General features: G+C 52.1%; 12 protein-coding genes. 10 read left to right on the top strand and 2 right to left on the bottom strand.

Annotated features, from left to right (window positions below; translation table 11 throughout):
* Positions 1-316 precede the first annotated feature (316 nt).
* Positions 317-1,234, top strand: a complete 918-nt coding sequence (locus tag NPS29_RS00615; RefSeq protein ID WP_274130073.1) for a helix-turn-helix domain-containing protein — start codon at positions 317-319, stop codon at positions 1,232-1,234.
* Positions 1,235-1,400: 166 nt separating this feature from the next.
* Positions 1,401-2,303 (top strand): DMT family transporter, encoded by a 903-nt coding sequence (locus tag NPS29_RS00610; RefSeq protein WP_274130072.1) that lies wholly within the window; start codon positions 1,401-1,403, stop codon positions 2,301-2,303.
* Between the two features lie 43 nt (positions 2,304-2,346).
* Here the strand turns inward: NPS29_RS00610 and NPS29_RS00605 are convergent, their stop codons facing one another.
* The gene (locus NPS29_RS00605) at positions 2,347-3,219 is read right to left on the bottom strand and encodes an arginase family protein (RefSeq protein ID WP_274130071.1); all 873 of its coding nucleotides are present in this window, start codon (positions 3,217-3,219) and stop codon (positions 2,347-2,349) included.
* Positions 3,220-3,944: 725 nt separating this feature from the next.
* On the opposite strand from NPS29_RS00605, the gene NPS29_RS00600 reads away from it, so the two are divergent.
* From NPS29_RS00600 to NPS29_RS00585, 4 genes are all read left to right on the top strand, one after another.
* Positions 3,945-5,186 carry a carbohydrate porin gene (locus NPS29_RS00600; protein ID WP_274130070.1) on the top strand — a complete coding sequence of 414 codons (1,242 nt, stop codon included), beginning with the start codon at positions 3,945-3,947 and terminating at the stop codon, positions 5,184-5,186.
* A 360-nt stretch (positions 5,187-5,546) separates the two neighbouring features.
* On the top strand, positions 5,547-6,338 hold the full coding sequence (gene hisN, locus NPS29_RS00595; protein ID WP_274130069.1) for a histidinol-phosphatase: 792 nt from the start codon (positions 5,547-5,549) through the stop codon (positions 6,336-6,338).
* A 454-nt stretch (positions 6,339-6,792) separates the two neighbouring features.
* Positions 6,793-7,557, top strand: a complete 765-nt coding sequence (locus tag NPS29_RS00590) for an SDR family NAD(P)-dependent oxidoreductase (protein WP_274130068.1) — start codon at positions 6,793-6,795, stop codon at positions 7,555-7,557.
* 1 nt (position 7,558) lies between these two features.
* Positions 7,559-8,263: a FadR/GntR family transcriptional regulator gene (locus tag NPS29_RS00585; protein ID WP_274130067.1), complete on the top strand. Its 705-nt coding sequence runs from the start codon at positions 7,559-7,561 to the stop codon at positions 8,261-8,263.
* Position 8,264: 1 nt separating this feature from the next.
* Here NPS29_RS00585 and NPS29_RS00580 read toward each other — a convergent pair whose 3' ends face one another.
* A complete protein-coding gene (locus NPS29_RS00580; RefSeq protein WP_274130066.1) occupies positions 8,265-9,482 on the bottom strand; it encodes a DUF3422 domain-containing protein in 1,218 nt (405 codons plus the stop codon).
* 697 nt (positions 9,483-10,179) lie between these two features.
* On the opposite strand from NPS29_RS00580, the gene NPS29_RS00575 reads away from it, so the two are divergent.
* The 4 genes from NPS29_RS00575 to NPS29_RS00560 all read left to right on the top strand — a co-directional run bounded on the left by NPS29_RS00575 (position 10,180) and on the right by NPS29_RS00560 (position 14,830).
* Positions 10,180-10,596, top strand: coding sequence for a GlcG/HbpS family heme-binding protein (locus NPS29_RS00575; protein ID WP_274130065.1), 417 nt, complete (start codon positions 10,180-10,182; stop codon positions 10,594-10,596).
* A gap of 46 nt (positions 10,597-10,642) precedes the next feature.
* Positions 10,643-12,310, top strand: a complete 1,668-nt coding sequence (locus NPS29_RS00570) for a choline dehydrogenase (protein WP_274130064.1) — start codon at positions 10,643-10,645, stop codon at positions 12,308-12,310.
* 153 nt (positions 12,311-12,463) lie between these two features.
* A complete protein-coding gene (locus NPS29_RS00565; RefSeq protein WP_274130063.1) occupies positions 12,464-13,957 on the top strand; it encodes an APC family permease in 1,494 nt (497 codons plus the stop codon).
* An 81-nt stretch (positions 13,958-14,038) separates the two neighbouring features.
* Positions 14,039-14,830 carry an SDR family NAD(P)-dependent oxidoreductase gene (locus NPS29_RS00560; RefSeq protein WP_274130062.1) on the top strand — a complete coding sequence of 264 codons (792 nt, stop codon included), beginning with the start codon at positions 14,039-14,041 and terminating at the stop codon, positions 14,828-14,830.
* Positions 14,831-14,962: the final 132 nt, after the last annotated feature.

Genomic DNA, 14,962 nt, shown 5'->3' with positions numbered 1-14,962 from the left:
CGAAACCCATGGGTTCGCAAGGTCGCCAGCGCTGTCGGCCGTCTACTTGCGAACTTCATCGTATGCAGGTCAAACAAGTGCGGCTTTGTCCTCAATGCCAATCTCTTGGTCTGCCGTGCCAACCGACGGGTGATTGGCTGATTACGCGATGGAAGCTGCTATGATCAGGCTCGTACCGTGCAGGCAGACTCAGTCTTGGCAGTGACGCGCGGTGGTGGCCACGGAGGCTCTTGAAAACCCTGTTTGGTCGTACGCACATAATTGTGATGTGCGACTTTTCCTAATGCCCGTGTCCAGAGATTGGCAGGAGGGAGTGATGACTCAAATCCATGCCCATAGCTTTGAGTGCACCGATTTTGCCAAATGGCATTCAGTCGTTTGTTCCACCTATGACAAGACCAATGGTCAGTTGTTGGTAACTGATGATTTCCACGGTTCGCTGGAGGTGAAATCCTTCGGGCCCTGCCAGATCAGCCATATCTCATCCAAACCAGTCGCTTATCACAGGCGTCCGGAAAGCGAGGCCGATCTGTATTACATCGTCCTCTCAATGTGCCCAGTCGCTCAGGTTGTTCAAAATGCCCGGGAGTCACTGCAAAAAGCTGGAGACATCGTCATTTACGATAGCTCCCGTCCTTACTCATGCAGCTTCCCCAATGGTGATGATCAGATCATCCTGAGCGTCCCGCATAGCGTAATGAACAAGCATGTGTTCAAGGCGCCCTCCCTGCTCAGTCTGACTCTGCATGGGAACGAAGGTGTGGGGAAAATCACTCGGTCAATGATGATGGAGATGTGGCGGTCACAACCTGCCGACGGCAATATCGAGGGCCGGCTGCTTGGCTCACTGCTGGATGTCTTGTCCGCCAGCTTTGACGCTGAATACGGTGATACCGACGTCAAAGAGGAAGCGCGACAGCTGCAGCAGCTCAACCGCATCAAGTCCTTCATCCTCGCCAACCTGGGCAATTCCGATCTGACGATCGAGTCAGTGGCGTTCGATACCCATGTCTCCGAGCGTACGTTGAACCGGCTGTTCGCTGGTGAAAATACGACGGCCTACAAATGGCTTTGGCAGCAGCGCCTCACCGCCAGTCACCGCCTGCTGGTCACCAATAAGAGCAAATCGATCAGTGATATCGCGACTGATTTTGGCTTCAAAAACCTCTCGCACTTCAGTAGATCCTTCAAAGATTACTACGGGATGACCCCCCGTGAGACTCGCCGCCTGTAGGCGGGCGGAGCGCAATTTTTGGCGGGCATAGCAAAAAGCCTCGGAGCCGGATCCGTATAGTGCAAAGGGCACCCTCCGCATAATAAAAAGAGTCAGTCGCCCTCGGTGTACTCGGGTGGCTGGCACGGCTTTTCTATACCTGCCGGTACCTATGAGGCATCTACAAATGAACCGAGGCTATATCTACGTCTTACTTTGCTACGCCCTGTTAGGAATAGGGTATCCAGTCGCCAAAAACGCAATCGAATCCTTCCCGCCTTGGATCTTCACTTGCGTCACCATGCTGATTGGCGGGATCGTATTGATCCCAATCTCCCTGAAGTTCGACAAAGGCGCCTTGTTCAGGCTTTCCAAGAAAGACTGGGGCATCATCGCTGCCCAATCCGTGATCGGTTCGGTGCTGTACACCGTGTTCCTGCTTTATGGAATGGAATCGTCGACGGCTGTGATGGCCTCGATTTTCACCAGCCTGACGCCTGCTTTTGTGCTTCTGCTTTCCGCAGCTGTGCTCAAAGAGTCGCTGAATCTCAGAAAGCTCATCGCGATTGCCCTGGCGATTGGAGGGGTCTTCCTGCTGACGGTTCCTGCTTCTGATACCGCTGGGCATAACACGATATTCGGTATGTCTATGCTCTTGCTGTCGACGCTGTCTTCCGCCGTGTACGTAATCGTTGCCAAGAAGTACAGCGTTGATATTCCGGCGGCTACGATAGCGCTCGGGATCTGCATGACGGGGGCGATTTTTACGCTGCCAATGGCACTCAACGAACTCTCGTCTTTCGACTACGGGCTCATGAGCAAAACGAACGTCAGCCTGCTGGTTTTCTATGGCATCACGTGTTGGGCAGTGCCTACGCTGCTGTTCTTTGCAGGCGTAACCAGAATTCCTGCCAGCGCTGCCGGGATGGCATTTGCCGCGACGCCTTTGACGGCCTCTGTATTCTCGATTTTGTTCCTGGGTGAGCACCTGACAATTTACAGTGCTGCCGCTCTGGCTCTGGTGATCATCTCTATTCTCATCGCGGAAGCTCAGGGAAAGACTGAGCGGTTAGAACAACCGCTTGCTTGATGAACTGCAACTAAAAAATCGGCTCATCCTTGAGCCGATTTTTTTATCCGCGAAACAGCGGAAGATCCGACATCATTTTCTTCAGGGCAATGGCGTCCCAAGGGAAATGCTCAGTGATGCCGATAGCTACAACTTCCACCTCAGCACCCACGTCCTTTATCAGCCGTACGACTTGAGGGATGGTCATCTTGCCACGCGCGATGCCATCGTAGGTGCTCTTAGGCACATGCGGGTTATTGAAGAGGATTGAGCCGAAGCTCGAAGGATCCAGAACGTCCAGGTCGAAGTGAACTGCAACGTATTTGGCCTTGATCGAGCGCAGCCAATCGAGGATGGGTTGGCTATTTTCCTTGAGGTCGTCTCCGCTGGCGCTGCGCAAGCCCAACCGGTCGATGAAACCTTTCTCGAACTCAGTGGGGTCTTCCAGGCCAGCGTACATTACATTCTGAGGTTTGACCGGCACTTCGACTCGGCTGCGAAACTCTTCGTCGCCTTCGCCCAGCAAGTTGCCCAGAACCATGGCGTGAGCGTTGTTGAATTCCTTGGGGGTCATGATGTCCGGGTGTGCATCGACCCACAGGATCGCGAAATCATCGCCATACTTTTCGCTCAGGTAGGCGAAAGGCGCCAGGTCTACCAGGCAGTCACCGCCCAGAACGATGAGGCTGTCTGGTGCGTGCTGCTTGATGATCGCCCGCGCATCGTCAGTTTGCTTGAGCAATTGAGCGCGCCCCATGATGCCCCGCTCTTCCTTCAGGGAGGCGGCGTCGGGTACGGGAACTTCAAGTCTCACGACGGGGCCAGTGGCCTCAGGAGCCAGCCAGTTCAGCAGTTCGGCTCCGATACCATATTGCTCGCGCGCACCGCCCTGCCATTGTGGGAAAACAAGTCTAAGTGGAGGTTTTCTGCTCGTCACGGGGTCTCTCCATTTCTCTGGTGTTGCCCATCAGGGGTTAGCCCAATTGTCTCAATTACGGCGCTTGCAAATTGTTGCCTGAACGCCAGAGCGTTTGACTCAGTCCGCCAAACCAGCCGATGGAAAAGCGGACGAAGGTATGGCTCCTGACAGTGAAGATTGTGCATGGATCCTGAGGTTACCCCTATCTCAGCTCCAAGCATCCCGCTTCTTAATCAAGTTCTGAACGCTGCAGCTTGACGCGGTGGTCAGGAGTCGCTGGCCACAAGTTCCAGCCAGGCAATCTCAGCACAGTGATTGGCAACCAGAGCCGAGCGTTGATGATTACGAGCCATCATCCTAGTCACAGGCGCGTCTAGGTAGGTGAGGTGATCTCCATGCAGGAGCGGTTATCTAGCGAGATGGAGCCTAGAAGAAATGCTCACGAGTTAATTTCTCCATGGCATGAATTAACAATGCTTGCCAGTTCATGCCATGGGTAGTTTGGGCATAACTTCGAATACTAATAATAATTCAAGTTGTCTTCCAAAAGGTACATTGTTGTGAGAACAATAAAAGTAGGTGCGGCGATTCCTTGTGTTGCAATTTTTTGGGCTGGCTTTGTAGGAGCTAGCGTTAATCAGAGTTCTAGTCCCTCCCCGAGCGCAAGTGATAGCTCAACATCTGAGTCAAGTTCTAATCCATCACCTACAGCGGCGTACACTGATGAAGGAGGGGATCAGTGGATGCTGGGCAACTGGGGAGGTTTGAGGAATGAGCTCGAGGAGCACGGATATGCATTGAGCATTACCTATCGAAATGATGCGGCGTCAAATATAAGAGGCGGATTTGATAAAAGTAAGGCGTTGATGTTTGCTGATCAATACACATTTACTTTGAGCGCGGATCTTCAGAAGATTGCAGGTATAGCTGACGCCAACTTTCTAACTGTTATCTCTGATCGGAACGGGAAAGACCTTTCGGCTGAGAGGTTGATTGATAAGCGACAGGGGCAGCTAGGGTCGTCGCAGGAAGTGTTTGGGCGCGGGAGTGTTGTCCGCCTGACACGATTCGTTTTTCAACAAAGATTGTTTGAGGGCAAGCTCGAATATAGCGTAGGGCGCTTTGGGCCTGATGCTTTCGGCCAATTTACTTGCGATTTCCAAAATCTCGACTTCTGTGGCAGTTCGCCCGGGAACTGGCATGGTGACGATTGGTACAATTTTCCAATCAGCCAGTGGGGGAGCAGCGCCAAGCTAAACTTCGCTCCGGAATGGGCGTTCCAGATCGGGGTGTTTGAGCAAAATCCCACGCTTATGGAAAACAGGAATCACCTAAAGCTTAGCACCAGTGGAGGTGACGGCGTCATCGTCCCGATTGAGTTGCTGTGGTTCCCTAAGCAAGCGCTTTTAGGCTATCCAGCTGAGTACCGGGTTGGCGCCTTTTTTAACACATCCGATGCCAATGACCTTTACTATGGCGAGGATGGTCAGCCACAGCCGTTGACTCCAAACGGTGAGTTTAAAAATCACTCTCACCGCACAGGCTGGTGGTACGTGGCTCGTCAAACAGTGGGACTGATCAATAATAACCCTAAGCGTAATGTCGAGATGTTTAGCCAAGGTTTTTGGAACGATCGTGCTACTGGCTACATTGCAAGGCACTTTACGCTCGGTGTAACAATCAACGGCCCATTCGATGAGCGTCAAGCCGATGCAATTGGCATAGCGGTTGGCGGCTTAAGCGTTGCAGACGACGTTAGCAAACGTCAGCGATTGATCAATCAACTTAGTGGAGTCTTTGATTACAATGACCCTAGGTATTTTCCTGTCCAAGGGGATGAATACAGTGCCGAGATTTACTACGGCGCGAAGCTAAACGGCTGGCTGACACTGCGCCCCAACCTTCAGTACATCGTTCATCCCGGGGGTGTCAATCAGGTTGATAGTGCGCTGGTTGGGGGGCTGATGGTGCGTGCGTCTTTCTAAATTTCCGGAAGGCTGGGGTATCAACTGACGGTTGAATTACCTGGTCTTCTTTCTTGCACATCGAAAGTCGCCGCGCAGATGCGAGTCACTATGGCCATTCTGGTGCTGCCCGGCGACTGGCGCAAGGGGGAGGCGACAAGGCGGTGTGTGCATCAGGGGAGGTCTAAGCAAAAATACACCTCTTTTGAACGCTCATCATCAACAGATAACGGGCAAGCGAAGTCTGGATTTCATTTATGAGCGTAAATAACTAAGGTCTCGTTGAGAAATGCTCCCGGGAATCGTGCCAAAATCCGCAATTCAGCTCTGAGCAATCGACGACAGCGGGCAGCGTCTGAGTTAACAATCCAGGAGTACAATGTGGTGACCTCCATCCTACCCATCACAGAGCTGACAGCTTTCGCTGAGGGTCTTGCGGCAATCGCAGCAGATATCACCCTTCCAGCTTTCCGAAACACGAAAGAGGTAGAAAATAAGCTACAGGCCGGGTTTGACCCTGTCACGCTCGCTGACAAGGAAGCAGAACGGGCGATGTCCCAGATGATCAGGGCTCGATACCCTGAACATGGCATCCTAGGTGAGGAGTATGGGCGAGTCTCAGGAACATCACCGCTGACTTGGGTGTTAGACCCCATCGATGGTACCCGCGCCTTCATTACCGGGATGCCCCTGTGGGGGACGCTGATCGCGCTCAATGACGGTCAAAGGCCGGTGCTGGGTGTCATGAGTCAGCCATTTACGAAAGAAATATTTGTCGGAACATCAAACGGCAGTTGGCTCAATGGAAGGCGATTAAAAACCCGTTCCTGCAGTGATATCGAAAGCGCGGTCTTAATGAGTACCTCCCCAGAACTCTTTGACATTCCGCAGCGTCGAGAGGCGTTCGATCAACTGATGAGGCGGGCTCGGCTTACGCGTTTCGGAGGGGATTGTTATTCCTACTGCATGGTGGCGATGGGGTTGGTCGACGTTGTGATTGAGGATAATCTCAAACCTTATGATGTTCAGGCGTTGATCCCTATCATTGAGGGGGCGGGAGGAGTGATGACCTCTTGGGAAGGAGGTAGCGCTCAGGGTGGAGGGGCGATCGTGGCGTGTGGAGATCCTAATCTACATGCTTGGCTCGTAAAGCATTTGTCTCAAGCACTATGAGGGATCCTCACGGCTGCTGCCGACGGAGCCTAACGCTAGCCAAATAACGAGCTTTGCTGAACAAATGCGCAGAAGCTGCGCGGCACGACATCGTTCTCTTTGCAGACTAATGCGCCGCGACGGAAAATTTCAAGATCAGGAGGGCTCAAAGGGCAGGTGAAATCTTACCCATTCGCGAGCGATTGCCTTCCCTAAGTTACGGCGAACGCCTACATCGCATGCGACTTTCCACGGATGCCAATCGTCTGCGCTGCATGCATGTGTAGACGAGACCGCTGTCAGTGCTGCTCAATCGCTCCCGTTGCGTCTCGGCCTGTTTGATCAAGACTTTGAGGCACCTACTTGCCGCGAGACAAGTCATCGGGCAAGGCGTGCGTGTTAGCATTACGCGTTGTCTTGTGGCGGCTGACCTCGGTCGCTTCTCATTGGTACGTTCCTGTCTGTAGGTGGTGAAATGGCGAAGCTTCAAAGGAAGGTGTGTTTCATCACAGGAGGAGCCAATGGCATAGGCAAAGCGACAGTGGAACTTTTTGCTGCTGAAGGGGGCCTGGTTTATTTCGTAGACACTGATGAGCTGGCGGGACAGAGGCTGGTTGAGAAAGTCCGCACTCAGGGCGGTCAGGCTACATTCATACCTGGCAATGTCAGTGTCTTAGAAGATTGCCAGCGCGCAGTCCATCACGTCATTTCCACCGAAGGCCGGATTGATGTCCTGTTTAACCATGCCGGGGTTATTACCGCGAAAGGGTTCTTGGAATACACCTTGGAGGATTGGGATTGGCTGTTCGAGAACAACGCAAAAAGCGTTTTCATGGTGACACGTGCAGTGCTCCCTCATATGCTCGTTCAGGGCAAAGGCGTGATCATCGCCACGTCTTCCTCCTCCGCGAAGGCCGTCACCAGCTTTGAAAGCGTTTACTGCGCCTCAAAGAGTGCCATGCACCAGTTATGCAGGGCTATTGCTGTCGAGTACCGAGATGCTGGAATTCGATGCAATTTGATCGTTCCGAGTTTTGTTCGCACTGGGCATGCGTCACGTGAGATTGAGCAACTTCGCTCCCATGGAATTCTTGCAACAGAAAGCGACATTGCGTTGATGCAGGGCAGAATTTGCGAGCCTGAAGAGGTTGCAACCATTGCATTGTTCCTGGCCAATGACGACTCGAGTTTCATCAATGGCGCCGAAATAATGGCCGACAATACCTTTACGGCGATCTGAAATGTTATACGGCATCTCACCAATCAAGTCTGTTGCGACCTATGGCGCGGCGGCTGAACGAATCAGGCAGGAAATCACGCTCGGTAATTTTCTCCCAGGCGCTAAGCTTCCGGCGGAACGCAAGTTTTCTGACGAGTTGGGCGTAGCGCGTATCACGCTACGGGAAGCGCTGAAGCTTCTGGATTCAGAAGGCTATTTTGAGATCCGCCGTGGAGTTAATGGTGGCACGTTCATCGTTGACGAATTGAAACTCGAGGAGATCGGCATCGCTCAGCTTAACAAGTCGCAGTCTGCTTGTTTGAGAGCGATGGAGTATTGGCGAATCAATCAGGTGGCTTGTGCCAGGTTTGCCGCTGTCCGTCGCTCTCCGGCTGATCTGAAACGCATGCGTGAAGCGCTTGAGGCTCTGAGGCAAGAACCTGAACGAGCGCTACGAAGGAGGGCAGAGAGCGAGTTGTGTTTATCGGTTGCTGCGGCCACAGGAAATATCTGGCTAGCGGACGCGGCTCACGATTCTCTAGCCGCTTCCTACCTTCCATTCGTGCCCCTGATGTCGCAAGACCAGCACTTCTCGCTGCTGATGGTGGAGGAGTTGATTTCCTCCATTCACGATCATCAGGAAGAGCAGGCTACCGAGCTTATGGCGTCGGTCTGCGAGACCTTCATCGCACGATTCAAGGCTCTGCTAATCCGAGGGGCGATTTGAGCTATTCGTTCGCCTCGAGTTTCTTGATGCTTCGCCGGCTGTGCCAGATGACCGCTAGAGTGATCGGGATAGAAATCAGAATGGCAGTGGCCGTTGGGAATATTACGCCAAGCTCGGTGGTTCCTTGATAAATGAGCTTCAGCAAGCTGATTAAGTAGTAGGCAGTCGCGATAACCGAAAGGCCCTCAACCGCTTTTTGAATTTTTATCTGTGTGCTGGCTCTTGCATTCAAGCTCTGCAAAATTTTCGCGTTCTGTTGCTCAACCTCGACTTGCGCTCGCGCCTGAACCAGATCACTAAGGCTACTGACGCTGTCGGCTAATAGGCTGAGCCGGCTTTGAATCGCCATGCAGTACCGCACTGAGGGTAAGAATCTACGTTCGATGAAAACTCCGATCCGTTGGCTTTCGCCTGTGTGGCTCTCTCGAAGCTCCCCTATTCGTTCAGAGACCAGGTCTGCGTAGGCAATGGTTGCCGCGAACCTCTTCTGCGATTGCGCCTTGAGCTGAGTAATTTTGGTCGAAAGGCTCGCGACGTCCTCAACCAGCAAATGCGATGGCTCGAATGTCATACGACTGGTTCGCTCAGTGAGATCAATCAGCACGAGCTCAAGTTTTTCAAGTTCTTTGGCGATCGATTGCGCGAGTGGCAGAGAAAGCAAGGCCATCATCCTGTAGGTCTCTATCTCAAGAACCCGTCGTGTCATACGCCCAAGGCGGTATGAGTTGAGGGATTTGTTGACGAGAATAAACCGGCAGAGCCCATCGTCATCAAGGATGAAATCAGACCACAGTGACGCGTCATGATTTCCGATAGCAGACCCTGCCGGATCGGTCAGGCCAATCTGCTCACCAGGCAGAAGCGTATCGTCACTGGTCAAAACCTGGACATAGGTCAAGCTAATCAGCAGATGACTGAATTCAGCCGTAATTCCTTTCAGAAGCTCAGGGGCGCTCGACCAGCCAGCACCTTGGCAATACTGAACGACGCATGTGATCGTCAGGAATTCCCCGTGTTTTTCCCACTTGTAGTTGACGGCGCCATTGGTAATAAATCCGTGCGGCTTTGATCGGTCGTGTCCGACAAGCTGTAGCAGTATTCGGGTTGCTTCCTCGCCCGAGGCTACGAATGCAGCATGGAAGACGCAGGCTGGCCCATCAAAGTAGATGGAAGGTCGCGCGTGTAGCTCATTGTGGAGGTCGAGGCGTAATTGGTGCATGGCTTAGTCCAGGGGCCTAGGGGCACACCATCGAAGCTTCGTTAGGTGTGGTATTTACTGTGTGTTCAGCCATCCATCCTTTGGCACATCGAGTCCTAGAGCTCAGCCACTCGATCGGCAAGCAACCCGAAGTCCGTCAATGTCTGCTTGGCATCGCCACCCGCAGTGCAGGCTTCAAAGCATTGCATGACTAGGAATTTGTAATGTAAGACATCTGATGCCTGATGTAAACGCAGTCATACCGACGCATTGCCAGGCGAGCGGGTTCAGGGGAGTGCGGCCAGGGGAGCAATAAGCCGAGCTGACGCGGCTCATTTAACGTTGAAGAAACTCAGTCGACAAATGGTATGTGTGTAGAACCTTTTTGGATTGAAATGCTTGGGAATCGAGGTTGTGCCTGCGAACTGCTGAGAATCTAGCGAGTTCTGACGTCTGGCTACATCGTGCCTAAGATTAGATTAACCTGCTGATTTATATGTATTTTATCCTGTTTTCTGAGTTTTTTTTGGCTGTAATGACCTTGTAGCGTGTGTGTGCACGCTCGTTGACAACGCCATGCCTGAGGCGTACGGTTTCTCAAAAGGTATTTAAATAGACCAAAAAAATCTTAGCTTCATTTTTTCTTTACTGCCCTCGAAATTCATTCTGGCGACGTCGTCGTACGTGGCTGAGATTCAACAATAAATAGGGGTGTTTTATGCATTTGACTTCTCAGATCGCTCAAGCTGCCATCAAGGCTGGAGAGCAGAAGGTTCAGGAGCTAAACGAACCGTCTTGCCTCTCTATCGTTGACGCTGGCGGCAACCTGATCGCTTTTCTGCGAACTGATGCTGCGGCTTTTGGATTGGGTGACTTGGCAACCAACAAGGCTTACACCGCCGCCGCTCTCAAGGTCTCTACCGCAGACCTATACTCCGATGCGCAGCCAGGAGGCGAGGTATTCGGAATTCAGGGGGCTGCGACTCGCCCGTTCGTGGTTTTTGGAGGTGGAATCCCCGTCCGCTGGCAGGGCGATGTAATCGCGGCTGTTGGTGTGTCGGGCGGGCCTGTCGAAGCGGACGTGGCGATAGCAACCGCGATGGTTGACTCGATTCTTGGTTCGCTGAGCCGCTAAGGCGCGGTTTTCAGGGGCAAATACACAATAGTTGCGGCTATCGGTTTTGGGTGATCAAAAAGTGACAAATGCTAAGTTTGTGCAAGAAGTAGATTACGTTGTGGTGGGCGGCGGTTCAGCTGGCTGTGTTCTGGCGTCTCGTCTGACAGAAAATGAACAGACCAGCGTATTGCTGCTCGAAGCGGGCGCAAAAGCACCGGGCATTTTTGATTACTGGAAAATCGATATGCCAGCCGCCTTCGACCGCGCGTGGCGTAATCCAACCTATAACTGGATGTTCGATGGTGAGCCGGAGCCGCATCTCAATAATCGGAAGATTTTCCAGCCTCGTGGCAAGGTGTTAGGCGGCTCATCGTCCATCAATGGCATGTGCTACATCCGAGGTCACGCCCTGGATTTCGAGCGTTGGGTGGGTGAGGGGGCAAGCGGGTGGTCGTGGAACGAAGTGCTTCCTTACTTCAAGCGAATTGAGACATGGGAAGGTGGCAGTTCTGAATATCGCGGCGGCACTGGCCCGATGAATATCCAGAAGGGTAAGTATCCATCGCCGCTTTACGACATCTTTCTCAGCGCTGGCGAGCAAGCTGGATACCCTTTGTCCGATGACATCAACGGCGAGAATCAGGAAGGTCTAGGGGCTTTTCAGATGAACGTTAAAAATGGTGTCCGTGCTTCGACCGCGCAGGCCTATATCTACCCCCATCTGAGTCGCCCGAATCTAACTGTGACGGATCGAGCTCTTGCGGAAGAAATTCTGATTGAGAATGGTGTTGCCAAGGGCGTGGTGTACCGGCGCCATGGTGTTCAGTACACCGTGATCGCGCGCAAAGAAGTTTTGGTTTCGAGTGGGGCCGTTGCAAGCCCGCAACTCCTGATGCTCTCGGGGATAGGCCCAGCTGAACACCTCAAGGAAATGGGGATTACTTGCAAAGTGGATCTCCCTGGCGTGGGACAGAACCTTCAAGATCACCCGATCGTGTACATGAAGTGGCAGATCGAGAAGCCTGTGTCGATGAGTCGATACATGCGAAAAGATCTGATGCTGTACACGGGGGCGCGCTGGATCGCAACTCACACTGGCCCAGGGGCTACAAACAATGTTGAGACTTGCGCGATGCTGCGCAGTGACCCATCGGTCAAGCATCCTGACATTGAGATTCAATACCTGCCTGTGATTACGGATCATGATAACGGCGTGAGCCCTGATCGCCATGGTTTTACATACTGTATTGGGCCGACCCGGGTCGAAGGGACTGGCTGGGTGAAACTTAGCTCTCGTGACCCTTCTGCTGCGCCTAGAATTTTTTCAAATTTCCTGTCTACCGACTACGACATGAACCAAATGCGTCACTCCATTCGTATCGGTCGAGAGCTGGTCGCCCAACGAGCCCATAACGGACTAGGGGTAAAAGAAGTAGAGCCAGGGCCGGCTCTTAATTCAGCCTCGGATATTGACTCCTACATCAGAAACTTCACATCTGGCGATTTCCATCTTTGTGGCACGTGCAAGATGGGCGTTGACAAGATGGCTGTCGTTGATAACGAGCTGAAAGTTTACGGGGTTGAACGCCTAAGGGTCATCGACGCTTCGGTCATGCCTAGTATCGTGAGTGCGAATACAAACGCAACAACGATCATGATTGCGGAGAAAGCTGCTGATCTGATTCAACGTATCCCACTGCTGCCTCCGACGAAAGTTGCGCTCCCTGTATAAGTTGGCGACCGATCAACTGGGTACTTTCTGATGGGTGGTTGATAGTTGAATACCACCCGGACGGGTGGATGAGTTCTTAAAATGGTGGCAAAGATTTACGCCGCCCAGCTGCCTACTGCCTAAAATTCAATAATTAAACGCGGGAGTAGTAAAATGAATACAAAAGTTTCTGTGCAATCAAGTGCGGACGGAGAACAGGATACACCCCGGCAGTTTCACCGAACTATGGGGCTGATTTCCAATTTCTCTCTGGGCTTTACCTACTTATCCCCGCTTTCAGGGGTTTATGCACTGTTTGCATTTGCGCTTGCATTAGCAGGGCCGCCGGCGATGTGGTGGATCCTGATTGTCGGTGCCGGGCAGATGTTGGTCGCTCTAATTTTTGGTGAAGTTGCGTCGCAATATCCGATCACTGGCGGCTTGTATCCTTGGTGTCGCAGATTGTGGGGGCGTCGATATGCCTGGTTGGCAGCATGGGTGTATTTGTGGGCTAACGTGGTGATGATCACGTCGGTCGCACAGTACAGCACGACATTTATCGGTACGCTCTTCGGGTTCAAGATCAATGCTGAGACGGGCTTGCTAACCGCTGGTGCGGTTCTGTTGGTCGCTATGGCGTTTAATATGAGTGGGACTAAAACTCTGGCGCGTGTAGCTAGGCTGGGTTTTTGGTGCGAGATTATTGGCGTTATCGCTTTAGGGATATACCTGCTGGTATTCCATCGAGTGAATGACTTCTCAGTATTGTTCGATACCTTTGGAATGCTTGCCTCGGACGGCTCCTATTACAGCGCTTTCTTGGCAGCATCGCTATTGGGTTTGTACATGTTTTTTGGCTTTGAGGCGTGTGGTAATGTCGCTGAAGAGGTTCAAAACCCAAGTCGTGGCATTCCCAAGGCGATGATTTTGAGCATCGTGTTTGGCGCTATCTCGGCAATCATCTCGTTCGCCGGATATTTGCTGGCTGCCCCAAGCCTGAAGGACATCGTCAACGGACAGATCACCGATCCAATTCCAGTCATTCTCAACGAGGCCCTAGGTGATTGGGGAGCAAAGGGGTTCTTGGTAATTGCGATCATTGCATTCCTATCTTGCGTGTTGTCTTTGCAGGCGGCAGTAAGTCGGTTGATTTTCTCCTTTGCTCGAGACCAAATGCTTCCTGCTAGTAAATGGCTTTCGACTCTGTCTAACAACGCCGTTCCTAATAACGCAATGCTTGTGTCTTGTGCCGCACCGCTGCTCATCTGTTTTTGGATCTACTTGCAGCCGGACAACCTGAACAGAATCACGGCGTTTGCGGTGGTGGGTGTTTACCTCAGTTTCATGATGGTTGTTTTCGCTGCCTTGCGTAAACGCCTCCAAGGCTGGAAACCCGGTGGTGAGTGGACACTTGGCTCGTGGGGGATATTGGTCAACATTGCTGCCCTAGTCTACCAAGTCGCCGCAGTGTTTCTATTGGTATCTCCAGTGCAGGGTGACTTACCTTGGTATGACCGTTGGGTGGTAATCACTGGACTGTCGGTAGTGCTTGGCGTCGGCTTTATATATATGTTCAGTGCGCGTCCATATGGTCGCTCTAATGCGTTGGAAAACGATGCGATAGAGCACGCTAATAAACTCAGGGCTTCGAGAAGCGCTTCGCTGTAATTGTTATTGACTTTGGGGCCTGTACTCAGGCACTGCTATCTGTTGTCTTGATTTCAAGTTTTCTGATGTATGGAGATAGTTATGATTGATATACCTGAGCCGCGTGCGTCCTATCCATGTTTCAAAGGAAGTCATGTCCTGATTTCTGGTGGGGGCAAAGGGATGGGCCGAGCAGCAGCCCTTTTGTATGCGAAGCAAGGCTCAAAGATCAGCATTCTCGATCTGGATGCGGCAGCAGCCCAAGAGACCGTGGAGGCGATCCATAGTCTTGGAGCAGCGGCAAAGTATTGGAAGGTCGATGTGAGTGATGGTGCTCAGGTTAACGATTCCATTGAATCCGCTGTCCGTCATTTCGGAAACATTGACCATCTGTTTAACCATGCGGGTATTGTCACCGTTGGTCACTTTCATGAGATGGAGGAGGCTGACTACAACAAGATCTTCAATGTCAATGTGAAGTCAGCTTTCTTGGTCTGTAAAAATGTCGTTTCAAGGATGGCGGAGTCTGGTGGAGGTACGGTTGTAATCACGTCCTCTATTTCGGGTGAGCAGGCGTTCCCATTGGAAGCGTTGTACAACATGACCAAAGCCGCGACGATCATGTTGTCCAAGTCCATCTGCTCCGAGTATCGAACCAAAAACATACGCTCCAACACTATCTGCCCGGCCTTTGTTCGCACGCAGCATGGCCTGAAGGAAATTGAAGACTTCGCTGCTATGGGTCAGCCTTGGGATGAGTCCTCGCTGAGCACAACTCAACTTCGCATTTGTGAGCCTGAGGAAGCGGCAGAGGCTGTGTTGTTCCTCGCCTCTGATGCGGCCAGCTTCATCAATGGGCAAGCCCTCACATTGGACAATGGCTGGTTTCCGTGAAGGGCAGCCCCGGGGAGAAAGGATTCTCACCTGGCGCATTGAGCTTGGATTGCCGATACATTACTAAACATTCCTGTAAGACAACATATAACTGACATTATAAGTTACGCGTTGCGTGATTTAACGAATTAA

This window comes from Pseudomonas putida (assembly GCF_028682175.1).
GTDB lineage: Bacteria > Pseudomonadota > Gammaproteobacteria > Pseudomonadales > Pseudomonadaceae > Aquipseudomonas > Aquipseudomonas putida_AD.
The sequence above is the reverse complement of the archived record's forward strand: the minus strand, read 5'-3'. Positions and strand labels throughout refer to the sequence as shown.